A 25767-nucleotide genomic window follows, 5' to 3' on the forward strand; every position below is an offset into this window, starting at 1 on the left:
GCTCTCTTCCCTTGGAATGTGCTAGACAAATTATTTCCTGTGTTACTTGGTTAAAGACAATTTGCGACTTAAGTGTATCGGGACTTACGCAGGCACACTATATATAGCAATCCTAAATGATTTTCTATATATATAGCAATCCTAAATGATTTTCTCTGTGTAAGTATATTGACGTATTTTGGGGAAATCAAATTTATGTTCGTTAGTAAAAAACTCAAATAAAAATTTGACAATCTTAAAAGACCTACATAAATACCAATACTTTCTTAAAAAGTTTTTAGCTTGTAACCAAATATCTTCAACGGGATTCTGTTGGTCCGCATTGGGAGCAAATAAAATACAAGTAATTGACCAATTCTCAGGTTCTTTGTCACCATTTAGTTCTAATAAAAAGTCTCTAAATTCTCCATATTTATGATAACTAGCTCCATCCCAAATCGAGATAATCTTGCGATCTTTATATTTATTTTGTAAGTATTTTATAAATTTAACTGTTGATTTTCCATCACCAGATGGATGGCTCTGAATATGGAATTCTTTGCTTTGATAATTGAGTGCACCAAAATAAGTTTGTCTATCTTTTTCATTGGTAATTGGGACTTCAATTCTGATTTTTGATTGACCCCAAACATAACCAGTTAAATCACCATGAAGTAGATGACATTCATCTAAAAACAATACTATTATTTCCCCAGACTCTATGCCAGCCTTGTTTTTAAATAAAATATCGTTAATTTCTTCCGGATTTTTTTTACCAGTTCTTTATCAAATTTAGGATTGGTTTTTTGAGTTTTTTTCCAACTAATTTTCGCCCGATCGAAAAGTTCATAGTAACTTTGTTTTGATTTATATATTACACCAAATTCTCTATCTAAATAAGTAACCAATTCATCTAAATTCCAATATTCTTTATTCTTTAACCACTCGATTAATTCAGTATTTTGTCGAGCCGTTAAATACCCTTTTGACCCTTTATGTCCTAATTTGAGTCCGGCGATGCCTTGGGTTTTAAATTGCTTTTTCCAATAACCAATGAAAAACTTACTTACACCCAAAATCTTGCTAATTTCATGGTAGATATTACCTGAGATCGCCATCGGATCAGCTATTGCTCGTTTGAGTTCTATGGCATCGATATCACTTTTAATGAAAGATTCTAAACAATCTATTTCTTTTTCCCTATCTTTTTGTGGCAGTTGTAAGTTATTCATTGTTTTATTCACGATCGAGTATTGCATATAATTGTATCATAGTCTTGACAATGATTTAGGATTGCTATATTTATATTGTGTGATGTTAATCCTCCGGGTGCGTCGCTGCGACTTTTTAAATGGAACTTGCAGATTGACTCTGAAAGCGACGCACCTTACTACAAGATTGTGTGTACTACATATACATGGAATATGCTGTAAGTAGTCATTGCGAGGGTCACTCCGTGAAACGAAGCAATCGCAACACTTCCGATCGATTTACATTTTGTTATACAGCATATTCCAGGTTCATGAAGTACACTTTTCAGCTATATTTTGTGGTACGTGTTATGTAGGGTGCGTCGCTGCCACAGGTTCAATGGAACTTGCAGATTGACTCTGAAAGCGACGCACCTTACTTACTACAAGATTGTGTGTACCACAGATACATGGAATATGCTGTATATAGCAATCCTCGCATCAGTCGCCAAATCGAGCGAGACCAGCATCCTTGCAGTGCGAGCCAGAAAGCTCGCGTATAATAAATCATTTAGGATTGCTATAGTTTGGTTTATTGGCGCCTACCTACTTAGTTTGCGACTTTTTTAATCTTGTCTAAACAACAGAAACCACCACTCGAAAACCCACAATACTAGCCTTACAATCCGCCTGATATCTAAGGCGGCACGCGCTGCGACAATTCGGAGGACGATCGTTCCAAGAACCCCCCCGCAACAACCTCAGCGAAGAGTCGCCGTCAGACTGCCAAACGCTGCCATCAGCAGGCGCACCGTTATAATTATTGTGCCAAGAATCCGCGCACCATTCCCAAACATTTCCGTGGAAATCGTACAATCCGAAAGCATTAGGTTTAAAACTGCCAACATCTGTAGTTTGAAAGCGATAAACTCCCTTCGGCGCCTCAGCGTAATGAGAATTTCCGTTGTAATTTGCTAACTCGCTGGTAATCTTTTCTCCAAAGTGAAACGCCGTCACAGTTTTGCCCCGACAAGCATATTCCCATTGCGCTTCGCTAGGTAAGCGATAATTCTTACCAGTTTTTTTAGAAAGTCTAGCGCAAAACTCCACCGCCTCGTACCAAGATACATTTTCTACAGGTCGATTTTCACCTTTAAAACGGGCAGCATAGGGATTGAGAAATATTTGAATTTCCGGCAGCGCCGCAACTGCTGTCCACTGTGCTTGAGTGACTGGAAATTTGCCAATATAGAAAGCTGCTAAAGTTACTGGGTGCTGAGGTTTTTCGTCGCTGTCACCCCGATCGTTTGGGGAACCCATGAGGAAAGTACCGCCAGGAACAGATATCATTTCCATGACTGTACTGCTACCGAGATATTCTTTAAAAAAACGCGCTTTGCCGATGTTAAGATTAGTTTGGTTCCCGCTATTGTCTACTGTCACTACTTGAAATTCAAAAGTGCTTTTGACGGCAGCAATTCTTTGCACTCCCTTGTTCAAATGCGGACTGGTGTTGGATTTTTTACTCGGATTGACAGAGATATTGCTGTTGATTTGCCTGCTTTGATTGAGCGGGGTATTGATAGCAAGTTGTCCTCCCTTGGTCAGAGAAGTATTTAGAGCAAGTTGTCCTCCACTGACAAAAGGGGGTTGGGGAGGTAAAGAATAGAGATTTAAAGCTTTGATTACTTCATCAGCAGATTGATATCTATGTTTGAGATAATCTTGAATTAATTTATCTAAAATGTTTGCCAACTCGCTGCTGACTTTTGTGTCGGCGGGCAAACGTTCTCTCCAAATCCAGCCGCCGTTAATCGGGTCGTAAAGGTCATCGGAACCGTCAACTTTTGGCAAACATTGAGTTAGCAGTCTCAGGCAAGTTATCCCCAAACTGTACAAATCGCTTCCGGGGAAAACTTGACCCCGCATTTGTTCCATCGGCGAATATCCGGGTGTTCCTACCGTGGTGCCTACTTTGCTCATCAGCGAGCCCGTCACTTGTTTGGAAACGCCGAAATCTATCAAAACTAATTCTCCCCGTCCTCCCCTGCGGAAAGCTGAATTGCGAAAATTTCCCGTCTTTTGCAGGGATGAGCTAACAGAGGTGCGGCGGCGGATGATATTCTCAAGTTTGATGTCTCGGTGAATGACTTTGCGATCGTGCATAAATTTCAGAATTGGCAAAATATCTGCCAGCAACTGCCAAATTTTTTCTTCGTTAAAAACGCCCTGCTGAGTTAATTCAGCCAGTAAATTTTGCCCTTCAATCAACTCTTGTACTAAATAAAGTCGCTTGTCTTGTTCAAAATAAGCAATTAATCGAGGAATTTGGGGATGTTCGCCGAGTTCGTAAAGCCGTTGCGCTTCTTGCTGAAACAGTTCTGTTGCCTTAAAAAGTGCTGATGTTCCCTGAACTTGGGGCACAAACTGCTTGATGACGCAGGGATCTTCCATGCGATCGGTATCTACCGCTTCATAAGTTCTGCCAAATCCCCCTTCGCCCAACAGTCGAATCACGCGGTAGCGGTTTCTGAAGAGAGGCGTGAGGCTTTGCGATCCGCAACTTTGACAAAATTTGTAGTTGTCAGGATTGAAAGGATTAGAGCACCTTGGATTAGAACAGTAGAACATATCTGGGAAGAAATGATCCGGTTAAGATAATGATATATCTTTTCGGGTTCCTCATGGAGCAGTCTCCGATCGATACATACAAAGCCCTCGATTTCTCCAAAGTAGGGCAGCAATTGTGCGTTTCACTGTCTAATTCGCTTCCAGGTGATGTTTCATCTCGGCACCCACGGCACCAGCAGCCGGATCTAAACTCTGTAGCAGTGTATTTGACACTGTTTCCCGATCGACTTGGCTGCGATTTTGACTGAGCTTGTACTTTCCTTCCAATCGAGTTACAGCCATCTCAAATCCTACAATACCATCCATCATCCCTTCACGGAATTGATTCGATAAACCGTGCCAATGCGATTTGTAGTTAGCTTCGTAGGTGTCTAAGCTGTTGTGCATTTAAACCACTAACTTGGCTGTTTTGGGTGCGTCATCCGCGAACACGCTCCGCTTAAACGGGAAACACTTCGGACGCCCGGCACCATACAATCTGTTTTAAATGTTCAACAGCTTATATAGCAATCCTAAATGATTTGCTTGCATTATACGCGAGCTTTCTGGCTCGCACTGCAAGGATTTTGGTCTCGCTCGATTTTGCGACTGATGCGAGGATTGCTATAGGTATTTGTTTCTTTATTGTTGAGTCTGGGAATTAGAATCGTATCACAACACGATTACCCCGATTTACTGGTTATGGAAATAGATCGCCTGCCATTTCTGAATCGCCTCCGGCGCACTATGTCCTCAGCGGAAACTTGGGGGTTTAGTGTGGTTGGATATCTGATGTGGTTTACCTTAGCGCCGTCGATGCAAGCAGAAATTGGCTCCGCATCGCTGTTGGTCTGGATTCCTGGTGCGATCGTCGGAATGTTGATGAACCTTCAAGTTCAGAGTTTGGGTGAGAAATATCCAGATGTATCTGGGGGAACACCAAATTACATCACCCGACTGCTCCATCGTTACCCTGCCCTTTCCCGCTACTTGGGGATTGCCTACTTCTTGGGGTGGGTTTCCTTTCCGGCCATTAATGCGATCGCGATCACAGATTTGATCCAATTCCATTTAGAGCCGATGGGGCTGAATATTCCAGAAAAAGTGTTTGAGATCGGTTTTACCGCGATCGCTTACTTTTTAGCATTCAGTGGCACCCGCGCCGTCGCCATTCTGCACCTCTTTTTTGTCTTTCCTTCGATCGGCTTTTTACTCCTCTTCTGCGTTCAGGGTTTAGGCTGGCTTGCCTTTTCGCCCCAAAGCCCCGGACTCTTGCCCAGCAGCATTGATGCCATCAGTGTCCAGGACTGGCTGAAATGGTACTTGTTTGCCGCTTATAGCTTCTATGGCTGTGACACAGCTTCATCCTTTGTAGCAGACAGTCTCCACCCAAAAGACACCCTCAAGGCCCTGTCTTGGGTTGCCTGGTTGATGCCTCTGGTGTTTGTCGGTGGCACTTTAGTGTTGGTGCAGTTGGCAACCGCTTCCGGTTTAGAAGGCAATTTGTACGGCAATTTCTTGGTGGCTGCCAAGCCTTTCTGGGGAGACGCTGCCCCTGTCATAGTCACTTTGCTGGTTGCGGCTAGCTGTTTGTTGGGATCTGCGACTAGCGTTTGCAATACGCCCCGCATCCTTTTCCAACTCGCGCAGGATGGGCTGTTGTCTCCAGTGTTTGGCGCAGTGTCCCGTCGAGGTTCCCTAGAACCCGCCCTGCTGCTAACCTTTATCTGTAGTTTAGGATTTTTAGTATGGGGCAATACCACTCGAATTGTCGTGGTGTCAGGGGTGAGTTTTTTCATTTCTATCATGGGGTTGCACTTGGGGCTGTGGATGCAGCGCCACGATCGCGCCGTGCGTTGGGGGCGACTATCCTTAGTATTGCTGGTGCTGGAGTTCATTTCCCTGGTGGTGGGTGGTTTTGCTTGGGGATGGATGGATTTTGGCATCGGGTTGCTGTTGCCGTTGGCGGTAATGGCGATCGACGCTGCAATTCGGCGGATTCCTTGGGCACCTTTGCACTTACCCTGGTGGGATCGACTCCATGCCAAGCCAGTAAACCATCCTAAAAACGAAGATTTTGTAGTGCTTCAGATCGGAGTTTTGATTGCGCTGATTTGTAGTGCAGCGACAATCAGTTGGCTGATCAGATCCTGGCTGCGGGTAGAAGTCGGAACCAACAATCCCTATCTGATGATTATTGTGTTGATGACGCTGGCATTTGTGGGAGTAGCGATTGCTTGCTGGACAACTCTGCCCCAGGTTGCTGCGATCGAAGAACTAGCAATTTCTTCGATCGCGCAAGCCAAACAACTGGAGACGACCCTAAACGAACTGAAAAAAGCCCAGATGCAAGTTATCCAAAGCGAAAAAATGTCTAGCCTGGGACAGTTGGTGGCGGGAATTGCCCATGAAATCAATAACCCGGTCAACTTCATCCACGGTAATCTCACCTACCTGGACGAATACACCCAAGATCTGCTGCAGATGATCGAACTCTATCAACAGCGCCATCCCAGCAACGATCCAGACGTGCAAGCAATGGCAGAGGAAATTGATTTGGATTTCCTCACAGAAGATATCCAAAAGATGATCTCATCTATGAAGGTAGGCACCGATCGAATTCGCAGTATTGTTCTCTCGTTGCGAAATTTTTCTCGCATGGATGAAGCAGACTTCAAAGATGTTGATATTCATGAGGGAATTGAGAGCACTTTGATGATTCTGCAACACCGACTCAAAGATCGATCGGAGCATCCAGCCGTGGTAATTATCAAAGAGTACGGTGCATTGCCCAAGGTGGAATGTTTCCCCGGACAACTCAATCAGGTATTCATGAATATTTTGGTGAATGCCTTGGATGCCTTGGACGATCTGAATACCAAACGCTCCTATCAGGTGATTAAAGACACCCCAAACCAGATTACGATTCGGACTTCTGCGATCGACAATCGATGGGTGGAGGTGGCGATCGCTGATAACGGAATCGGTATGCCAGACGCAGTGAAGCAGCGCATTTTTGACCCCTTTTTCACCACCAAACCCATCGGGAAAGGTACGGGTTTGGGGATGTCGATTAGTTATCAAATCATTACTGAAAAACATCGCGGTAAAATCAAGTGTTTTTCTACACCTGGCTCAGGTACTGAGTTTGTGATTCATATCCCCATTCGGCAACAGACAATTTCAGCATTCCCGATCGCTGCTGAATCTTAACCGCTTCGCGTTCAGTGCAGCCGTCAAACAATCTGAGGCGGTACAATAATCGATCGGAGTGTCAATTACCGCCAACTGCTCGAGCTGAAGCCGTAAGAATCAAAGATAGCGCGATCGCCCTTGAAAAAAATCGCACTCTTGGCATAACAAGAAGGATAGAAATTAAGAGAGCGATCCTCTTCGAGGGCTTCGCTAACGCAATACCGAATTGAAGGGCGATCGCGCAACTGGTAATTTTGAAGTATTCGGTATTGGTATTGCGATCGAGTGTGGGAAACTACAATTCATCAAATGAATGATTAAATATTACTTTGTAGTTTGGGGCAACAATTGATTTAGTGCACCGCACAAGTATCGCTTCACCGTGTCTTTACTTGCACCCACGCCACTCGGAATGGTAAAGATCATCTCAACATTTAATAGATTGCCGTCCATTGACGCAAATACGTCAATTGGCAAAGCACGCTGAAATGCTGTTGCGGGATTTTCGGCTTTCATGACACCTAAGTTCAGATCCGTGCTGAGAGTCTTGATGCCCTCGCGGGCCAAAATGGGTCGCAATTGGGAAAATGCTCTCTCTATCGATAACCCCTCAACCTGAACACGTGCAGAAAAGGCGGCACCATTCAAAAAGTCCCCCTTTTTTTGAAAGCTTTCCTCGCAGGTTGTGGCAACAGCGGGGGTGCCTAAACACATGAGACCTAGAGTCAAGACAAGCGATCGCATATTAACTGAGTTATAAGAATGAAACAATCATCAAGATCATGATGAACCATCATAGGATTGTTTGGCAAGTGATGCAAATGCCTTCGATGGTTTTTAGCATGAGTTGCAGTTCGATTAGTATTGGCTTCTATTCTAGCAAGTATCGGAACTAGAAGAATTAAGGGTAAAGACTAAAAGGGCGATCGTATTGAATTAAAGAGCGATCGACCAACTGGTATTTTGCAAGTATTGGGTATTGGGCTAATTTTTTATTGACGTAATATTGTAACCACCTCGGAGACACCCCGGTTGCTCGGACTATTCGGGCCAAGGATATCAACTCTTATAAAAGTTGAGCTATGATTTCTTTTGTTTCTTGGGTTGGGGTTGATGTCTAGGTTCAAGTACGAACTGCCTAAGCTGTTCGGTATTTAAAAGACGATTGTAGGGTGCGTCAGTTCTTTCATCGTTTCCTATGTAAGCGGAGCGTGTTCTAGCTGACGCACCATACCTAGATCGTTAGTGGTTTAAATGCTCCACAGCTTAGCACACTCCTGACATTTAAAGTTTTGCTTTCCACGCTTGTGTCTGCCCATTTTTCATGACATTTTTAGAAGCGCATCGGGGACAATTCATAGAAGAGCAAGTTAAAATAGTTGTACTAAATGATTGTATCCAATTTTCCTGACTGTGCAGCACTACCTGTCATTCGATTTTAGATTTTAGATTTTAGATTTTAGATTTTGGATTGACCCCACGGATAAATTCGGGGGCTTGAGGATTTTATATTTTAGATTTTGGATTGATTCCACGGATAAATCACGTGGCGGGTACCATCAAGAAATTCGCTTGTCAATATTGCAACCCTTAAAAAAATACAGGACTTGCCCCAGGGAAGCTAGAAACCAGGTTTCTTCACCGGTACATGGCTGTCAAACCCAAAATTTATTACCAGAAACCGGGTTTCTGTTCGTCTATGGCTCAGAAACCCGGTTTCTGGGTCGATACCTCGTTACCAAGCCGAAGATTTCTGGTAGAAATCGGGTTTCTTTTCATAAGTCCTAAAATAATGGTTGTACAAAATCAGCTTTTTTAACACTTAGTTGCCTAAACTTAGTAAAGTTTGCAACAATATGATTGATAGTTCCCTAATTAAAGTCACTAATGATAGCCGTAGAAACAGAACGCAACTGGAAACCCGTTATTAAAGAATTTGAGGCTGTAGTCGGCAAAAACGGCGTCGTACAGCGCCGCGAAGAATTGATTGTCTACGAGTGCGACGGACTCGCCAGCTACCGCCAGCGCCCCGCCGTGGTGGTATTGCCTCGAACTACGGAGGAAGTGGCGCAAGTGGTCAAAATATGCGATCGCAACTCAATTCCCTGGGTTGCTAGAGGTGCCGGCACCGGCCTTTCCGGCGGCGCTTTACCTGTAGAAAACTGCGTGCTGATTGTCACTGCCCTGATGCGAAAAATCCTGAAAGTAGACTTAGAAAATCAGCAAGTAGTCGTGCAACCGGGAGTAATTAATAACTGGGTAACGCAAGCAGTTAGCGGCGCTGGTTTCTACTACGCGCCAGATCCTTCCAGTCAAATTGTTTGTTCGATTGGCGGCAACGTTGCCGAAAATTCTGGCGGCGTTCACTGCCTCAAATACGGAGTCACAACCAATCACGTTTTAGGATTAAAATTGGTACTTCCCGACGGTTCAATTGTCGATGTCGGCGGCGAAGTTTCCGAAATGCCCGGTTACGATTTAACTGGTGTATTTGTCGGTTCCGAAGGCACTTTAGGAATCGCCACAGAAGTTACTCTGCGAATTCTCAAAGCGCCGGAATCGATTTGCGTTCTCCTAGCGGATTTTGCCAGTATAGAAGCAGCGGGCGAATCGGTTTCGGATATTATCAGCGCTGGCATTATTCCCGGCGGCATGGAAATCATGGACAACATCAGCATCAATGCTGTAGAAGATGTGGTGGCAACTGGATGTTATCCCCGCGATGCGGCGGCAATTCTCCTCGTAGAAATCGACGGTTTAGAAGTGGAAGTTGCCACAAATAAACAGCGAATTGCCGATATTTGCAAGCATAACGGAGCGCGAAATATCACGACAGCAAGCGACCCGGAAACGCGCCTAAAAATTTGGAAAGGGCGGAAAGCTGCTTTTGCGGCTGCGGGTCATTTGAGCCCGGATTATTACGTGCAAGACGGCGTAATTCCGAGAACGCAAATGGCTTATGTTTTGAAAGAAATTGAGGGTTTGAGCGAGAAATACGGTTATCGAATTGCTAATGTATTTCACGCGGGAGACGGGAATTTGCACCCGCTTATTCTCTACGATAACTCGGTAAAAGGTGCACTGGAAAATGTGGAAGAATTGGGCGGGGAAATTCTCAAGCTTTGCGTCAAAGTCGGAGGCAGTCTTTCGGGGGAACACGGCATCGGTGCTGATAAGAAGTGTTTTATGCCGGATATGTTTTCGGAGGTAGATTTGGAGACAATGCAGTGGGTGCGTCAGGTGTTTAATCCGAAAGGTTTGGCAAATCCCGGGAAGATGTTTCCGACGCCGAAGACTTGCGGGGAAGCGGCGAGGGCTAAGGTTGAAACTATTAAGAAGTTGGAGGGTGCGGAGGTTTTTTAATTCGCTATTTATGCGGGTAAGGTGAGCCGAAAAGCACCTTAAAATTGTATCTCAATTGGGAATGCAAAGCCTCTAAGTATGCCTTACCAGCCAGAGTCGGGGAACGAGAAAAAACGATTTTTCTCGTTTTTTAGGAGTGCGAGCGTCCCGCTCGCTTGTTTGCCTATATATCAAGTTTGTAAGGTGCAGATTGCACATTCCGCGCTAATGTGCGATCGGAATTCTGATAGTAAATTCCGTGCCCTTGCCCAATTCCGAAGTACAATATAATTCGCCTTTGTGTCTTTCTACAATAATTTGATAGCTAATTGACAAACCCATTCCCGTGCCTTTCCCAATGGGCTTGGTTGTAAAAAATGTATCGAATATCTGCTGTTTGACTTGCTCAGTTATTCCCGGGCCATTGTCGGCAATTTTAATTTCTACAAAATTGCCGACTACTTCCGTGCAAATCCTAATTTGGCAGGGATTTTCGGTCATTTCTTGACAATTTAGCCTACTGTTCGCATCATCTAAAGCATCGATCGCATTACTGAGAATATTCATAAAAACTTGATTGATCGGCCCGGCAAAACACTCGACAGGCGGCAAGTTTCCGTATTTTTTTACAATTTGAATTGGTGGCATTTCTGCGTTTCCTTTCAAACGGTGATTGAGAATTAACAGCGTGCTGTCAATGCCTTCGTGGAGGTTAACGGGTTTCATCTGTGAATCGTCGTGTCGCGAAAAGTTACGCAGCGACTGAACAATCTGGCAAATGCGATCGACGCCAACGCTCATTGAAGACAGTATTCTGGGTAAATCTTCAGCTAAAAAATCGAGATCGTTTTCTTCTCTTTTCTGTTGAATTTCTACGGCTGGATTAGGATAATGCTTTTGGTAAAGTTCGAGGTGGTGAAACAAGTCTTGAGTATAATTTGTGAGATGAGCGAGATTGCCGTAAATGAAGCTGACTGGGTTGTTAATTTCGTGAGCTACTCCGGCAAGTAGCAATCCCAAACTAGACATTTTTTCGCTTTGAACTAATTGGGAATTAGTGGCTTTGAGTTTGTTAAGTGTGGCTGCTAGTTGAGCGGCTTGTTCTCTGCTTTGTGCTTCAGAATTATGCAATGCTTCTTCGGCTTGTTTGCGATGAGTGATGTCTCTCTGTACGACAATAAAATGAGTTAATTTGCCGGTTCGATCGCGCACGGGAGATATTGAGAAACAATTCCAGAAAGCGGTTGCGTCTTTGCGGTAATTCTTTAATATTACCTTGCATTCGCTTTCTGTTTGCAAGGCTTGGCGAATTATTTCTACTGCCGCCGGATCGGTATCGCTTCCCTGCAAAAATTGGCAGTTTTTGCCGATAATTTCCTGCCGCCGATAACCTGTCATGCTTTCAAATGCGGGATTGCAATAAATAATTGGATGTTCTGGGTGAGTGGCGTCAGAAATTGTAACTCCGGTGCTAGTAGCTGCCATAGCTCGATCGTACAACCAAAGCATTTCTTCTGCGCGCTTGCGATCGGTAATGTCCCGCAGCGTAGCTAAATAAGCCATTTCTCCTTCCCATTCCGTTTCCACCACCCGCATTTCTACTACAGCATTTGCTTTGTGCTTGCGAATAGCTTCAACTTCTGTTTGTACGACGCGGGTTCCTGCTGCTTGTGTTTCTCCAACTTGGGGAATAATATCCGTGTCAATTTCAATGTCGCAAGCTGAACCTTCTACTACCAAATCGCCAAAAAATTCTTGACCTAAAAGTTCTTCTGATTTGCAGTTAAACAGCGCTTCTGCTGACGGGTTCGCAAAACAGACAAGTCCTCGCTTGTTGACGATTGCGATGCCGTCGGCATTTTTTTCGATCGCATTCCGAAACCGAGATTCGCTAGCTTTCAAATCCTGCTTTAGCTGTTCTATTGCTCGCTCCATCTGCTGCATTTCGCACAAACTAAGACTATAAGCTTCTGAAATGTTGGCCACTGTCGAGTTCTCGGCTGATTTTTTTGGCATCTCTTGATAGTTTGCTCTATCGGTAATGTTTTTCGCCATTTTTTTCTGGCTACTGCTAATATTACTGAGCTTGTTTTCTGGATTGGCTTCTTGAAAAAACATATTTAAACCCTACCAAATTATTTTTTAGATTAAGGTGTTGCGATCGCCCAATTTTTCCGTAAATTTGCGGAGATAGCAATTTACACCCGATGCTAGCACATTACTTTTAGAATTCATCATAAAACATCGTTAAAATTCAAGAGCGATCGCCATCGAATTATCTATTACACTTTATTAAGTAATTTAAACAACATTGACACTTACGTAGCGAGACGAAATCTCAAGGCTGGAGATGGCTTCAATCCCCCTGGCACGGGACAAAATAACCATATCCACGCGCAAGTCCTAAATATTTAGAAACCACTGGTCAGTATAAAATGTTATATAACTTTTACAAAAAATCAGGTCAACAACAAGCAAACTCATCCTTATAATTTCAAAAAGAATCATAGTTACCAATTACCAAATCATGTCCCTGCGACCAGATTTGATATAAAATATAACCTGTCTATTTTTGCGACCGCAACTTCAAACCAATGGCACGTCTAGCACTTCTGAGTACATCCAATAAAACCGGACTAATCGACTTAGCGCGCAGTCTAGTAGAAGAATTTGAATTTGACATAATTAGCAGCGGCGGGACAGCAACTGCCCTCAAAGAAGCAGGAATTCCAGTGACCAAAGTTGCGGAATATACGGGTTCTCCAGAAATTTTGGGAGGGCGAGTCAAAACACTTCACCCGCGAATCCACGGAGGTATTTTAGCACGCCGAGATGTACCGCAAGATCTAACAGATTTAACAGAAAATCACATTCGCGCGATCGATCTAGTTGTAGTCAATTTGTATCCATTTGAAGAGACAATTGCTAAACCGGGAGTAACGCTAACCGACGCAATAGAGCAAATAGATATCGGCGGGCCAGCAATGTTGAGAGCTTCAGCCAAAAACCACGCTCATTTGACAGTTTTGTGCGACCCCGAACAGTACAATACTTATTTAAAAGAATTGCGGGAAAATGGCGGCGAAGCATCCTTAGAGTTTCGGCAAAGATGCGCCCTAGAAACCTTCAAACATACAGCAAACTACGATCGCGCGATCGCAACTTATCTCAGCAGCCAATCCGCTGAAAAATCTTCGCTACCAGAGCAGTTTAATTTATCAGGAAAAGAGTTGCAAACTCTCCGCTACGGCGAAAATCCCCATCAAGCCGCCACCTGGTACCAAAGCGGAAGTACACCGACAGGCTGGACGACTAGCACCATCCTGCAAGGCAAAGAATTAAGTTATAACAATTTAGTAGATTTAGAAGCAGCAAGACGGCTGATCGTAGAATTCCCCGACACACCCGCCGCTGCTATTTTGAAACATACAAATCCTTGCGGCACAGCCTTGGGAACAACTATTTCTGAAGCGTATCAAAAAGCCTTCGACACCGATTCAGTCTCGGCTTTCGGCGGAATTGTCGCCCTCAACCGCCCGATTGACGCTGCTACCGCAACGGCGTTAACTAAAACATTTTTAGAATGTATCGTCGCGCCGGGGTGCGAACCAGAAGCTGAAGAAATTATCAAGAAAAAGGCGAAAGTTCGAGTGTTAATTTTGCCAGATTTGACTCAAGGGCCTCCACAAACTGTTAAAATAATCGCAGGCGGTTTGCTGGTGCAAGACTCAGATAATATAGTAGAAGAAACTAGCAAATGGCGCGCAGTTACTGAGAAACAGCCGACGGCGGGAGAGTTGGAAGAATTGCTGTTTGCTTGGAAAGTAGCGAAACACGTCAAATCAAATGCGATCGTTGTGACGCGCGATCGCACTACAATCGGTGTCGGCGCCGGACAAATGAATCGCGTCGGCTCAGTTAAACTAGCATTAGAACAAGCAGGAGAGAAAAGCAAAGGAGCGATTTTGGCCAGCGACGGTTTCTTCCCCTTCGACGATTCAGTCAAAACTGCGGCTGAGGCGGGAATAATTGCGATCGTCCAACCGGGAGGAAGTATGCGCGATCGAGATTCCATCGAAGCAGCCAACCAACTCGGAATCACAATGATTTTCACTGATATTCGGCACTTTTTGCATTAGGAATAATACCTAAAGCAATTCTCAATTGTGTACCATATTGTAGGAATACAAGAGTGTTTATTGGTCTTAACTTAAGTCTGAAATTCTTTGTATCTCTGGTTTCGATCCAAGTCTCGATCCCCCTAAATCCCCCTTAAGAAGGGGAACTTTGAGAAAACTCCTGTCCTCCCCTTCTTAATGGAAAGTTAGACACTCTTGTCCCCCCTTTTTTAAGGGGGGTTAGGGGGGATCTGGAAGGCTATGACACCAATCAACACTGTTATGTCGTACCAAATTCCCAGTTGCGTCCTTAAAAAATTATGACTTACACTCAACAGCAAATTAAACCCCAAGACGTAAAAGTCAAAATCCTGCTCACCGGCGGACATCAGTGTACCGTCACCCTCAAATCTGATACACCATTATTGCACAGCCTTGTCAAAACATTAGTCGATCGCACGCAACAAACACCCGGTTTTTCCACCTTATTTCAAATCCCTATAGACGGAGGTCGTTCCGCCCTTTCTTTTCCCGGCGAAAACCTAGTCGGATTAGTCACCGAACCCCCAATTTACTTGCAGGAACTGCAACCGCAGCAGCCAGCAATTCCCGTAGAAATTCCCGCAGAAATTCCCGCAGAAATTCCCGCCCCTGCGCCGCCTGTAAATGACGATTTAATATCTCGCTACGCCCAAATAGACAACTTCCTGACACCTGCAGAAAAGACTAAACTCATCAAATATGTCTTAGCAAAAGAATCAGAATTTGTGAGTACCAGCACCTCAACTAATGCCGAAGATTACCGCCGTTCGATGGTACTCCATTCGTTCCCCGAATTTTCCGAACTGATGGTTAATCGCATCAAAGCAATTCTCCCGGACGTGCTGAAAAAATTAAATATCCCCTCATTTCCGCTTGGTGAAATAGAAGCTCAGTTAACACTGCACAACGACAACAACTTTTACAAACTTCACAACGACAGCGGCTCTCCAGATACCGCAACCAGATTTTTTACTTACGTTTACTATTTCAATCGAGAACCCAAAGCTTTTTCAGGTGGCGAATTGCAGATTTATGACAGCAAAATCGAGAACAATTTCTATGTGGCCGCCGAGACATTCAGAACCGTTGAACCCCGCAATAACAGCATCGTATTTTTTCTTAGTCGCTATATGCACGAAGTTTTGCGAGTTAGCTGTCCCTCGAAAGCTTTTGCTGATAGCCGCTTTACTATTAACGGCTGGGTACGCAAAGCAAATTGAGACAAGATTGGCGGATTAAGCTGGGTGCGTAAAGATGAGACGGCGGTTGAAACCGCGTCTACAAAAACAAAACCCGCCTCCGCGGGTTGAAGAATGGACGCTTAACATGATATTTTTTTATTGACACCGTATTTTCCTCAGTCCGCAGAGGCGGACTTGGTTTGACAAGACGCGGTTTCAACCGCCGTTTACGTCTCCCGCGATGCTATATTTACTCCTGTGCTCCAGCACTTTTGAGCAATTTCACCACACTAGAATAACCCTTAAACTCAGCCAGCATTAAAGCTGTATAATTTCCCGGATTTTTATGGTTTAGTTCTGCACCAGAATCAATTAAAATCTTTACTGCATCAGCATAACCCCGATGTGCGGCCCACATTAAAGCGGTTGCGCCCGAATCATCCAGCAAGTTGACATCCGCACCTTTTTCGACTAATAATTGGACGATCGCCATATAACCGCGATCGCACGCCTTCATTAAAGCCGTTTTCTCCAAATCCGCCGGGATATTCGCATCAGCACCGCCGTCAAGCAAAGCCTTTACCGTCTCGGTATGTCCGTGAAAAGCCGCCAGCGTCAAAGCCGTCTCCCCAAAGTTTTTCGCATTCACAAACTCAGCCTGATTTGAGTTTACTTTTTGCAGCAAAGCCGATACGATCGCACTATGGCCGTGAACAGCCGCCACCAGTAAAGGCGTATCGCCCAACCGATTTCTAGAACCGACACTAGCACCTCGGTTTAAGAGCAATTCCACCACATCTTCGCAGCCTTCAACCACAGCAAAATTCAAAGCAGTTTCATCATCTTTATCCTTAGCGTTGATATCTGCGCCAGCATCGAGTAAGATATGAGCGATCGGCGCATTTCCCCCAGCAGCCGCCGCCATCAAAGCCGTGCCCCCATCTCCATTTTTCACATTCGGATTAGCACCCGCACCCAGCAAAGCTCGCACCGCATCAATATTGCCGAAATCCGCAGCCAAAGTTAAAGCAGTTTCGCCGTTTTTGTCGGGAATTTCGACATCAGCACCAGCAGCCAACAGCGCCTCCACAACAGCCAAATTGCCCGCCGTCGCAGCCTGCATCAAAGCAGTTTTGCTCTCTTGATTTTTAACATTAGCATCCGCGCCGCAATTAAGCAAAATTCGGACAATTTCAGCGCCACCTTGACTGACAGCTAAAAACAGCATAGAATTGTCAGCAACAGCACCCGCATCAGTCAAAGCTTTGACAACAGCTTCGTGACCGGACAAAGCAGCTATTTTCAGAGCCGAATCTCCATCTTTATCTCGGACATTCACATCAGCATTAGCATCAAGTAAAAGCCGCACAACCTTGATATCGCCTTTCAGAGAAGCCGCCATCAAAGCCGTACTACCATCATCATTTTTAGCATTAACATCAGCACCCCCAGCTAACAAAAGCCGCGCAGAATCAGGCTGTTTGTGAGCCGCCGCCAGCATCAAAGCCGTCAGCCCAAAACGCCTGCTCGCTTGATTGACATTAGCGCCATTGTTTAGTAAGATACGCACGATTTCCGTATAGCCCTTTTGGGTCGCAAACATCAAAGCCGTCGTCCCCTCAGAGTCTTTGGCATTAGCGTCAACTCCCTTAGCGAGTAAAGCTTGGACGTGAATAATGTTGCCGGTCTTGGCGGCTTGAATCAATACAGCGTCTTGTTTAGTGGCAGGCATAATAGTGTCTCATCCCGTATATTTTTACCGTCGCATGAGACGGCCTGACTGGTATGCTAAGTTTTATGAAGTATGTTTGCTAATCCTGAGAACACCATGAATCTCGAAATTCCGCAGTCTGTTAAAGTTTGGAGCCAATTCTTTCACCCAGTGTTAATGTGGGTACTGCTGGCCATCTCCTTGTATGCTTTGTATCTCGGCCTGCAAATCCGCCGTACCAGAAGCGCCGAAGGCGAAGTCAAAAAAGAGTTAATTAAGGGCAAATTCAACATCAAGCACCACCAAATGGGTTCTTTGCTGCTAGCCTTGATGGTTACGGGTGCAGTGGGCGGGATGGCTGTCACCTACATCAACAACGGCAAACTATTTGTCGCCCCGCACTTAGTAGCAGGATTGGGAATGACGGCAATAATTGCCATTTCTGCCTCGCTGACTCCTTTGATGCAAAAAGGCAATGATTTGGCGAGAAACACTCACATCTTTCTGAATGTTGTGCTCTTGGGGCTGTTTGGCTGGCAAGCGGTATCAGGCGTAGAAATCCTCCAAAGAATTATCAGCAAAATGTGATGATTTGAGTAAGAAGATATTGGGTAGGGACACGGCAGTGCCGTGTCCCTACATTTTTATGCTCAAAATGGTGTTATAATGAACGTATAAGTAAGCCAATTAGTCTCAATTCAACTTCTCTTAGCAAAGACAAGAAAACTAATATGCCTGATTTAAAAATACATCGCCAATATCAATCCGGCATCGAAAAAATTATAGCCTTGGACAGCTCAGTGTTTGAGGTTATTTTGACTGTGTTGAGAAAAACAGTCCCTGCGTTGCCTATTGATGATTTAGTCAGAAACGTAGAGTCAGAGGTAGAAAACACGAACCATGATGATTTAGTCAATATACTAGAGAGTATTATTGCTATATACGCTTTAAAGAAAACTTATGCTTGGACAGTGGAAGAACTAGCAGATGAGCTTATTGCGGCTGTTGATGAATTTGAAGAACTATCTAACTTATCACCCGAAGAAAAAGAGCGATTTTGTGAAAAGCTTAATAGCTTGTTGATGCCGAATAGCTTTTTAGAATCGGCATCTAAAGCCAAAGATATTTTAAAAATATATTTGTTGCATTCAGGAATTCCTGCTGATGACTTCCCGATTAAAAGCAAGGTAGAACTGGAAGCAGAGTTTAAGAAGTTCGCCGAAGAATGGCGCGTAGAGACGGGGATGCTATCATTAGTTACACAGAAATCAATGCACCAGGCTTATCAGAGAATTATCGGCATGGGACAGCCAGTTATCCCCTTGATTTTGCGTGACCTCGAACAAAAGCCAGACCATTGGTTTTGGGCGTTGAGGGCAATTACTGGTGACAATCCGGTAAAACCCGAACAGCGCGGCCGGATGAAGCAAATGGCCCAAGCGTGGATACAATGGGGAAAAGAACACGGTTATGAGTGGTAAGCTAGAGTACCGAAAAATATTGAGATTTCCTAACTTAGAGCTTACTGAATATCAAGTAACAAGTGAAGAAACAGTAGATTATAATTGCTTTGCTTTTGCTGCTGGAGAAGAGGAATGCAGATGGGACCCGGTAGGCCCTGATGGGTACTGGCCGGATGGTGTTTCAAGAGAGTTAACGCTAGAAGCTTTTATCCAAGCTTATCAAACTATTGGATATGAACCTTGCGAGAATCGTGACCTTGAACCGGGGTTTCAAAAAATAGCAATATACACCTATAACGGCCAGCCACAGCACGCAGCCAGACAAGAAGAGGATGGTAAGTGGAAAAGCAAACTAGGGGATTGGGAAGATATCGAACATGAATTAGAAGGGTTAGAAAATCCTAACTATTATGGGGTGGCTCAACAAATATTAAAGCGACCCACAATCCCGATCAATATTTCTTAGACTGCAATTCAACTTTTGAAAATTACACTCTTGGACGCACACACTCTATTTGTTACCCGTAGCTATTTTTTATCTGCTTTAATAGCCAAGCTTCCCTTTCGATGATATAATAGACTAAAGTTAAATTTACCGAACAAGTTATAAAATTAATTAGGGAGCTTTTTGAAATCGAAAGGAGGAAATCTATGCTAGAAAACCTGATCAAATACTTTGTATACGCAACAAAAGGCTATATTACAAAAACGCAGTTAATCAAGTTTGTGTACTTAGCCGATCTTTATTCGGTCAAATGGACAGACAAGCAGCTTACTGATTTAGATTGGCGTTATTATTACTATGGGCCTTGGAATGAAGGCATAGACGCTGTTTTAAATCAAATGAATGGCAAAGAGATTGTTCAAGAATCTCACGGAGAAACTATATTCATCAGACTTGGTGAGAGAGCTGGTAAGGTGGATGATTTAAAGTTACCTTTAGGTCTGAAGCTCATGCTTGACAACATCAGGAGAGAATGGGCAGGTGCAGGAGAGGATAAACTGAATCAGTTACTAGAATATGTCTATAGCACTGCTCCCATGCTTGAGGTTAAATATAGCCACGAACCAGAGGAACAGGTGAGACTTAATCTGTACAAAGAAAGAGAAAAGTTAATGAGTGAATTGGGGTGAGCGAGTGGCTGGACAAAAACCGCGTCAAGGTTGGATTTATTTTATCAATTCCTATAGAGTATCTCTTCGTTGCAAACTCGGTCATCATCATATTTATGAGATAAATGAACTAGGGGAGATTGAGTGCAAGACAATTTCTTGCACTCAGGTGATTAATTCGAGTCGGGTTTTTCGGGGAGAGCATCCTTATATCGTTTGGACAAGTGACCAATTTCAAGATGACTCTAAATACATCCAAACCTTGACGCTGATTCCATTGACTTCACAAGAAACGTATAAAGGTTTGCCAACTGTATATCCGATTAATTCTACAAGCACAAATGGTCTTTCTTATAATTCCTTCGCTCTAGTGCATCAGATATGTACTGTTGATGCTAACTGTTTTAAAGACTCGCAAGGGGATTGGCTTAAGCGAGTTGGACAACTGGATAAAGCAGATAAGGAAGCGATAGAGGAACGTTTAAAGTATTTTTTAAATCTTGGGGATAATCCGGGTGAAGATTGGTTTATCAAAAATGCGTCTATAGAACTTTTACAGAAAGTGTTTAATTATCTGCCCGATGAAACCACAAAAAGTATGGCTATAGAAAAACTGATCGACGATTTGCGATCGTAATTTAGAGTCTTCTCGATCGCCGCTTGAGAGTCTTAGCTATTTTTGACATACAAATAAAAAAGGCGGCACCCAGATTTGAACTGGGGGTGGAGGTTTTGCAGACCTCTGCCTTACCACTTGGCTATGCCGCCGTCACGTCTGAAAATTGACGTTTTCTTATAGTACACCAAATCTCGATTATTTCAACATATTTGTCAAAAATTTCGTGAAGCGAAGCTATCCCGTAGGGAATCGGTCTTTTTTTCACACCCCCAAAACCCATCCGAGGCTATTCTAGAACTACATCGATCGCCCGCAACACAAGCCATGACACCCGCTTCTCCCCTACTCGTCGCCCAAATCACCGACACTCACTTGTTTGCAGAGCTCGATCGCACTTGGAAAGGCCTCTCAACAGCCCGCACCCTCCAAGCAGTTCTCGATCGCCTGCAACAGATACAGCCACGGCCCGACTTACTCCTACTCACAGGCGACTTGTCCCAAGATGAAACACCCGAATCATACCAGCGCCTCGTCTCCCTCATCGCCCCCCTCGGAATTCCCGCCTACTGGATACCTGGGAACCACGACAACATCCCAGTCATGTCAGAAATCTTAAATCAGTCGCCTCTTTCCCCAGAAAAATCATGGATGTTAGGAAACTGGCAATTTCTGTTGCTTTCGAGTGTGGAAGCCGGATGCGACGGCGGGCGGCTTTCGCCAGAAAGCTTGCATTGGCTGGACTCTCAACTGCAACAAACGGGCGATCGACCTGTTATCATTGCCTTGCACCATCATCCTTTGCCGATCGACTCTGAAATAATGGATGGAATGATGCTGCACAATGCCGATGAATTTTTAGCAATTGTCGATCGATATCCTCAAATCAAAATCGTTCTTTGCGGCCACATTCACCAAGAATTTCAACAACAGCGGGGCTCAGTTACCTACTTGGGGACACCCAGCACCTGCATCCAACTTTTACCGAAAAGCCATCCGATTATCCTTGACGAAATCCCCCCGGGATTTAGATTGCTTGAATTGGCGATCGACGGTACTTGGAACACCAGAGTTGAGCGAGTTGCCACACAATCGCCACCAGATTAATATTTTTCTATCTGCCTAAAGTAATAAAAATTATCAAATTTACATTTTGTTGTCAATATATCAACAGATAGATTGTTTTTAGCAACCCCATCTTTTATGATATTTATTAACCATAGATTGCAGACATATGTAAACTAGCAAGCTACGAACATAAATGTCGATCGCAATTTGACAAAACAGGAAAAACTAAATTTATGTCTGAACTAAATGGCGTGATGATGCAGTATTTCCACTGGTACAGCCCCGACGACGGGAACCTGTGGAATCAGCTAGCGAAATCTGCAAAAGATTTAGCCAAAATAGGCGTTACATCCCTGTGGTTGCCGCCAGCCTATAAAGGAACCGGCGGGGGTATGGATGTAGGTTACGGCGTCTACGACTTATTCGATTTAGGCGAGTTCGACCAAAAAGGGTCGGTACGCACGAAATACGGCACAAAAGATGAGTATTTGGCCGCGATTAAAGCTGCACAAGATGCTGGAATTCGGATTTATGCCGATGTTGTGTTCAACCACAAATTAGGTGCCGATGCAGAAGAAGAATCCGAAGCCACACCCTTCAATCCCGACAACCGGAATGACACCGTAGGCGAATATCAAAAAATCAAAGCTTGGACGCATTTTACTTTCCCCGGCCGCGACAAAAAATATTCCAGCATGGAGTGGCATTGGTGGCATTTTGACGCCATTGATTACAACGTTTACAACACAGAAACCCATGCCATTTACCTGCTCAAAGGCAAAGAATTCGATCGAGGAGTAGACTTAGAAAAAGGTAATTTTGACTACCTGATGGGTTGCGATTTAGATATGGACAACCCAGAAGTCACCGGGGAATTAAAATACTGGGGTGAGTGGTATGTCGATACAACAAACGTTGACGGCTTTCGCTTCGATGCCGTCAAACACGTTAAAGCAGAATTTTTCCAAGAATGGTTGGAACACGTTCGTAACTATGTCAAACGCGAGTTATTTGCAGTCGGCGAATATTGGTCTTATGAAGTTGAAGCTTTGCACAGCTTCATCCAAGCAACCGATGGTAAAGTCACCTTATTTGACGCACCCCTCCACTACAACTTCCACGCTGCTAGCAAGGCCGGCAATAGCTACGACTTGCGAACAATTTTTGATAACACCCTCGTCCAACAGCAACCAACCCTCGCCGTTACCTTGGTTGACAACCATGATTCTCAACCATTACAATCCCTAGAATCTGTTGTCGAGGCTTGGTTTAAACCTCTTGCCTACGCTTTAATCCTGCTGCGAAGCGAAGGATATCCGTGCATTTTTTACCCGGACTATTACGGCGATAACTATAAGGATACAGCAAACGATGGCAACGAATACGAGATTTGGTTAGACAAACATCAGTTTCTTCTCGATAAATTCTTGTTAGCGCGCCAAACTTATTCCTACGGCAATCAGTACGATTACTTCGACCACGCCAATACCATTGGCTGGACGCGACTCGGAACTGAAGAACATCCGGGCGGCATGGCTGTGGTACTCAGTAACGGAGACGAGGGCACCAAGTTTATGGAAGTCGGACAACCGAATCGAACTTATATTGACATCACCGAACACATCAAAGAACCCATCACAACTAATGACGATGGTTGGGCTGATTTTCGGTGTAACGCCGGTTCTGTTTCGGTCTGGGTGCCACAGCCGTAAGAACTGCGTAAAAATTGACGTACTCCTCTGCCTAAAGTAGGGTGTGCAGTGCACACCTTACCGCTATAATTAGCACGTTAAACCACTTTTTAGTTTCATGATTTTGATGACGGAAACTTGTTTGTAGTTAGGACTTTAGTCCTTTCTATCTAGTCTTATTTTTTATGCTATGCGATCGCGCAAAAAATTATTTATATAAAAAAATATGAAACTTTCAACAAAAGTTGCCGTTATTACCGGCGGTGGGTCGGGAATTGGTCGTGCAGCAGCAGTTTTAATGGCTAAGGAAGGCGCAAAAGTTGCTATTATCGATCGTATTGTAGACACGGGGCAAGAAACCGTCCGCCAGTTGGTCAATGAAGGAGGCTGCGGGCTGGCTATTGCCGCAGATGTGGCGGATTCTCGGCAAATGCAACAGGCATTTCAAACAATTTTTGACAAATATCAAAGGATTGATATTGTGTTGTCAAATGCGGGTATTAACGGTGTATGGTCGCCGATAGAAGAGATAGAACCCGAGGAGTGGGATCGGACAATTAATACTAACCTCAGAGGAACATTTTTGACTGTCAAATATGCTGTTCCTTATCTCAAAAAACAAGGAGGTTCCATCGTCATTACATCATCGATTAATGGCACCAGAAGTTTCAGGAAAATTGGCGCCACAGCTTACGCTTCCAGCAAAGCGGCCCAAGTAGCTTTAGCAAAAATGCTGGCGCTAGAACTTGCTCCCAGCCAAATCAGAGTCAATGTTATCTGTCCGGGCGGGGTGCTAACTGCCATTGAGGAAAGTACCACTAAGCGAAATCTCGATCGCATTCCCGTCGCGCCTGATTCCATTCAAGATATGATTCCTTTGACTGATAATACCGCCGGTTCTACTGAAGAAGTCGCCCAGTTAGTTTTATTTCTGGTATCAGATGCGTCCAGCTTTATCACAGGTACTGAAGTCTGGATTGATGGGGGCGGTTCTTTGATTTAAAATCTCTATAGCAGCAATTTAAAACATCTTGTTACCAATTACCCATTAATAATTAATGACTGAAAATTAAGCAATTTGGTCACAAGCCCCCGGATTTATCAGTAGGCTGAATTCTTCAATCTAAAATCTAAAATCGATTGACTCTCCAGTTTTTTACAGCACTTTGCAATGTCTGCGGCAGCCACTTATCGTACTGAGGATAAACAGGCAAACGCTGCACGAGCTGCCATCCCGATGCTGCTAAAATTTCTGTTAAAGTTTGGTGTTGCAAGTGAGGATAATCGGGATTAACTTCATCCAGCGGCCCTATTCCTCCTAAATCTCTAGCACCAGCTTCTAAACAAGCAAGTAATATGTCGGGCTGTGCAACTAAATTCGGCGGAATTTGTAGGGCGATTTCATCAGGTAAAATGCTGCGGGCGATCGCAATTACTTCGGGCATTTTTGTAGCATCAAAAACTTCACCGTCCCAACTTTGTTTATTTCCCGGACTGTGAGGCTGAAGGATAACTTCTTGAATGTGATTGCAGGGCGAATGGATGCGGGCGATCGCCTCTAATGTCTCAATCCAATCTACCTCACTTTCCCCAATTCCCAGCAGCAAACCAGTTGTAAAGGGAATCTTCAATTCTCCAGCCCATTCTAACTGTTGCAGCCGCAGCGCCGGCACTTTACTCGGTGCGTGTCGGTGAACCGTTTGTAACAAATGTGGGGCAAGCTGTTCTAGCATCAGCCCCATCGATACATTCACCTCTTTTAACTGCGCCATCTCCTCAAAACTGAGCGGCCCCACATTAGTATGCGGCAAAAATCCCAGAGCAAGTGCCAGTTCGCACAAATCGTAAATCCGCTGCAACCAAGCTTTTCGCCGTTGACTGCGAGGATGTACCTCGCCGCTGAGGATGAGAATTTCAATTACACCTTGAGTTTGCAGGAAGTTGAGCTGTTTTTCGGCTTCTGCGAGTGTCAGCCAAGGACTTTGCAGGGGTTCTGCCCGAAAATTGCAATAGGTGCAGCGGTTAAAACACTCATAAGTAGGAACCAGAGTATAAGCCGGGCTGTAGGTGACGGTGCGGGACATTTCTTGGGATTTTTATCGATCGGACTTACGCAACAACATATATCTGTCAGTACGAGTTTTGCGGTTTACCATCCTAGCCCTTAATCTATCTTAACACTGACGCAAGTGCATAATCTCGTTGCCCAGCTAAATTATGAGCATTTTTCTGCTCGTGCGATCGTCCAAAAAATCCGCACTCTGCTTTTGAAACCTCGATACAGCAAGCATTCTAGCTTTAGATAGAATCTGCTTATGACAGTCATAACAAAAACTGTGCTGAGAACCCCTTTACAAACAGAAATAAAAGGTTTATGTTTATTTACATGGCGGAACACAAAGCCGTCACGAACATTGAAAATCAAATACAGCAATCATAAAACCATGA

General features: G+C 44.3%; 20 protein-coding genes and 1 tRNA gene. 12 read left to right on the forward strand and 9 right to left on the reverse strand.

Annotation, left to right across the window (positions count from 1 at the left end; translation table 11 throughout):
- Positions 1–141: 141 nt before the first annotated feature.
- The 4 genes from QUA56_RS21310 to QUA56_RS21325 all read right to left on the reverse strand — a co-directional run bounded on the left by QUA56_RS21310 (position 142) and on the right by QUA56_RS21325 (position 4187).
- The gene (locus tag QUA56_RS21310; protein ID WP_333361215.1) at positions 142–678 is read right to left on the reverse strand and encodes a transposase; all 537 of its coding nucleotides are present in this window, start codon (positions 676–678) and stop codon (positions 142–144) included.
- A gap of 20 nt (positions 679–698) precedes the next feature.
- Positions 699–1211 carry a winged helix-turn-helix domain-containing protein gene (locus tag QUA56_RS21315; RefSeq protein ID WP_333361217.1) on the reverse strand — a complete coding sequence of 171 codons (513 nt, stop codon included), beginning with the start codon at positions 1209–1211 and terminating at the stop codon, positions 699–701.
- A gap of 594 nt (positions 1212–1805) precedes the next feature.
- Positions 1806–3800: a bifunctional serine/threonine-protein kinase/formylglycine-generating enzyme family protein gene (locus tag QUA56_RS21320; protein ID WP_333361219.1), complete on the reverse strand. Its 1995-nt coding sequence runs from the start codon at positions 3798–3800 to the stop codon at positions 1806–1808.
- A 129-nt stretch (positions 3801–3929) separates the two neighbouring features.
- Complete coding sequence (locus QUA56_RS21325) at positions 3930–4187, reverse strand: hypothetical protein (protein WP_333361221.1); 258 nt, start codon at positions 4185–4187, stop codon at positions 3930–3932.
- 294 nt (positions 4188–4481) lie between these two features.
- On the opposite strand from QUA56_RS21325, the gene QUA56_RS21330 reads away from it, so the two are divergent.
- On the forward strand, positions 4482–6992 hold the full coding sequence (locus QUA56_RS21330; protein WP_333361223.1) for an ATP-binding protein: 2511 nt from the start codon (positions 4482–4484) through the stop codon (positions 6990–6992).
- Between the two features lie 306 nt (positions 6993–7298).
- Here the strand turns inward: QUA56_RS21330 and QUA56_RS21335 are convergent, their stop codons facing one another.
- The gene (locus QUA56_RS21335) at positions 7299–7622 is read right to left on the reverse strand and encodes a hypothetical protein (RefSeq protein WP_333361225.1); all 324 of its coding nucleotides are present in this window, start codon (positions 7620–7622) and stop codon (positions 7299–7301) included.
- A 1239-nt stretch (positions 7623–8861) separates the two neighbouring features.
- Here QUA56_RS21335 and glcD point away from each other — a divergent pair.
- Positions 8862–10337, forward strand: coding sequence for a glycolate oxidase subunit GlcD (gene glcD, locus QUA56_RS21345; protein WP_333361227.1), 1476 nt, complete (start codon positions 8862–8864; stop codon positions 10335–10337).
- Positions 10338–10541: 204 nt separating this feature from the next.
- Here the strand turns inward: glcD and QUA56_RS21350 are convergent, their stop codons facing one another.
- Positions 10542–12434 (reverse strand): PAS domain S-box protein, encoded by a 1893-nt coding sequence (locus QUA56_RS21350; protein WP_333361229.1) that lies wholly within the window; start codon positions 12432–12434, stop codon positions 10542–10544.
- A 476-nt stretch (positions 12435–12910) separates the two neighbouring features.
- Between QUA56_RS21350 and purH the strand changes: the two genes are divergently transcribed.
- Both purH and QUA56_RS21360 read left to right on the forward strand, forming a co-directional pair.
- Positions 12911–14455 (forward strand): bifunctional phosphoribosylaminoimidazolecarboxamide formyltransferase/IMP cyclohydrolase, encoded by a 1545-nt coding sequence (purH, locus tag QUA56_RS21355; protein ID WP_333361231.1) that lies wholly within the window; start codon positions 12911–12913, stop codon positions 14453–14455.
- Positions 14456–14754: 299 nt separating this feature from the next.
- Positions 14755–15696 carry a 2OG-Fe(II) oxygenase gene (locus tag QUA56_RS21360; RefSeq protein ID WP_333361233.1) on the forward strand — a complete coding sequence of 314 codons (942 nt, stop codon included), beginning with the start codon at positions 14755–14757 and terminating at the stop codon, positions 15694–15696.
- Positions 15697–15907: 211 nt separating this feature from the next.
- Here the strand turns inward: QUA56_RS21360 and QUA56_RS21365 are convergent, their stop codons facing one another.
- Positions 15908–17389, reverse strand: a complete 1482-nt coding sequence (locus tag QUA56_RS21365) for an ankyrin repeat domain-containing protein (protein WP_333361235.1) — start codon at positions 17387–17389, stop codon at positions 15908–15910.
- Between the two features lie 96 nt (positions 17390–17485).
- Between QUA56_RS21365 and QUA56_RS21370 the strand changes: the two genes are divergently transcribed.
- From QUA56_RS21370 to QUA56_RS21390, 5 genes are all read left to right on the forward strand, one after another.
- A complete protein-coding gene (locus tag QUA56_RS21370) occupies positions 17486–17956 on the forward strand; it encodes a DUF4079 domain-containing protein (protein WP_333361237.1) in 471 nt (156 codons plus the stop codon).
- A 143-nt stretch (positions 17957–18099) separates the two neighbouring features.
- Entirely contained in the window at positions 18100–18849 is a 750-nt protein-coding gene (locus QUA56_RS21375) for a hypothetical protein (RefSeq protein WP_333361239.1), read from the forward strand.
- The gene (locus QUA56_RS21380; RefSeq protein ID WP_333361241.1) at positions 18839–19297 is read left to right on the forward strand and encodes a DUF7689 domain-containing protein; all 459 of its coding nucleotides are present in this window, start codon (positions 18839–18841) and stop codon (positions 19295–19297) included. The genes QUA56_RS21375 and QUA56_RS21380 overlap by 11 nt, the downstream gene beginning before the upstream one ends.
- 185 nt (positions 19298–19482) lie before the next feature.
- Positions 19483–19965, forward strand: coding sequence for a type II toxin-antitoxin system antitoxin SocA domain-containing protein (locus QUA56_RS21385; protein ID WP_333361243.1), 483 nt, complete (start codon positions 19483–19485; stop codon positions 19963–19965).
- A 4-nt stretch (positions 19966–19969) separates the two neighbouring features.
- Positions 19970–20581 carry a type II toxin-antitoxin system PemK/MazF family toxin gene (locus QUA56_RS21390; protein ID WP_333361245.1) on the forward strand — a complete coding sequence of 204 codons (612 nt, stop codon included), beginning with the start codon at positions 19970–19972 and terminating at the stop codon, positions 20579–20581.
- Between the two features lie 60 nt (positions 20582–20641).
- Here QUA56_RS21390 and QUA56_RS21395 read toward each other — a convergent pair.
- A tRNA-Cys gene (locus QUA56_RS21395) sits at positions 20642–20712 on the reverse strand.
- Positions 20713–20887: 175 nt separating this feature from the next.
- On the opposite strand from QUA56_RS21395, the gene cpdA reads away from it, so the two are divergent.
- The 3 genes from cpdA to QUA56_RS21410 all read left to right on the forward strand — a co-directional run bounded on the left by cpdA (position 20888) and on the right by QUA56_RS21410 (position 24322).
- The gene (gene cpdA / locus QUA56_RS21400; RefSeq protein ID WP_333361248.1) at positions 20888–21667 is read left to right on the forward strand and encodes a 3',5'-cyclic-AMP phosphodiesterase; all 780 of its coding nucleotides are present in this window, start codon (positions 20888–20890) and stop codon (positions 21665–21667) included.
- A 194-nt stretch (positions 21668–21861) separates the two neighbouring features.
- A complete protein-coding gene (locus QUA56_RS21405) occupies positions 21862–23340 on the forward strand; it encodes an alpha-amylase (RefSeq protein WP_333361250.1) in 1479 nt (492 codons plus the stop codon).
- A gap of 205 nt (positions 23341–23545) precedes the next feature.
- The gene (locus QUA56_RS21410; RefSeq protein WP_333361252.1) at positions 23546–24322 is read left to right on the forward strand and encodes an SDR family NAD(P)-dependent oxidoreductase; all 777 of its coding nucleotides are present in this window, start codon (positions 23546–23548) and stop codon (positions 24320–24322) included.
- A gap of 127 nt (positions 24323–24449) precedes the next feature.
- Here the strand turns inward: QUA56_RS21410 and cofG are convergent, their stop codons facing one another.
- On the reverse strand, positions 24450–25403 hold the full coding sequence (gene cofG, locus QUA56_RS21415; RefSeq protein ID WP_333361254.1) for a 7,8-didemethyl-8-hydroxy-5-deazariboflavin synthase subunit CofG: 954 nt from the start codon (positions 25401–25403) through the stop codon (positions 24450–24452).
- Between the last annotated feature and the right edge of the window lie 364 nt (positions 25404–25767).

Source organism: Microcoleus sp. N3A4, from assembly GCF_036701805.1.
GTDB lineage: Bacteria > Cyanobacteriota > Cyanobacteriia > Cyanobacteriales > Microcoleaceae > Microcoleus.

Excerpts from the sequence above, each read along its gene's own strand:
- QUA56_RS21315 (WP_333361217.1), bottom strand. The coding sequence starts at position 1,211 with ATGAATAACTTACAACTGCCACAAAAAGATAGGGAAAAAGAAATAGAT.
- QUA56_RS21320 (WP_333361219.1), bottom strand. The coding sequence starts at position 3,800 with ATGTTCTACTGTTCTAATCCAAGGTGCTCTAATCCTTTCAATCCTGAC.
- QUA56_RS21325 (WP_333361221.1), bottom strand. The coding sequence starts at position 4,187 with ATGCACAACAGCTTAGACACCTACGAAGCTAACTACAAATCGCATTGG.
- QUA56_RS21330 (WP_333361223.1), top strand. The coding sequence starts at position 4,482 with ATGGAAATAGATCGCCTGCCATTTCTGAATCGCCTCCGGCGCACTATG.
- glcD (WP_333361227.1), top strand. The coding sequence starts at position 8,862 with ATGATAGCCGTAGAAACAGAACGCAACTGGAAACCCGTTATTAAAGAA.
- QUA56_RS21350 (WP_333361229.1), bottom strand. The coding sequence starts at position 12,434 with ATGTTTTTTCAAGAAGCCAATCCAGAAAACAAGCTCAGTAATATTAGC.
- purH (WP_333361231.1), top strand. The coding sequence starts at position 12,911 with ATGGCACGTCTAGCACTTCTGAGTACATCCAATAAAACCGGACTAATC.
- QUA56_RS21360 (WP_333361233.1), top strand. The coding sequence starts at position 14,755 with ATGACTTACACTCAACAGCAAATTAAACCCCAAGACGTAAAAGTCAAA.
- QUA56_RS21365 (WP_333361235.1), bottom strand. The coding sequence starts at position 17,389 with ATGCCTGCCACTAAACAAGACGCTGTATTGATTCAAGCCGCCAAGACC.
- QUA56_RS21370 (WP_333361237.1), top strand. The coding sequence starts at position 17,486 with ATGAATCTCGAAATTCCGCAGTCTGTTAAAGTTTGGAGCCAATTCTTT.
- QUA56_RS21375 (WP_333361239.1), top strand. The coding sequence starts at position 18,100 with ATGCCTGATTTAAAAATACATCGCCAATATCAATCCGGCATCGAAAAA.
- QUA56_RS21380 (WP_333361241.1), top strand. The coding sequence starts at position 18,839 with ATGAGTGGTAAGCTAGAGTACCGAAAAATATTGAGATTTCCTAACTTA.
- QUA56_RS21385 (WP_333361243.1), top strand. The coding sequence starts at position 19,483 with ATGCTAGAAAACCTGATCAAATACTTTGTATACGCAACAAAAGGCTAT.
- cpdA (WP_333361248.1), top strand. The coding sequence starts at position 20,888 with ATGACACCCGCTTCTCCCCTACTCGTCGCCCAAATCACCGACACTCAC.
- QUA56_RS21405 (WP_333361250.1), top strand. The coding sequence starts at position 21,862 with ATGTCTGAACTAAATGGCGTGATGATGCAGTATTTCCACTGGTACAGC.
- QUA56_RS21410 (WP_333361252.1), top strand. The coding sequence starts at position 23,546 with ATGAAACTTTCAACAAAAGTTGCCGTTATTACCGGCGGTGGGTCGGGA.
- cofG (WP_333361254.1), bottom strand. The coding sequence starts at position 25,403 with ATGTCCCGCACCGTCACCTACAGCCCGGCTTATACTCTGGTTCCTACT.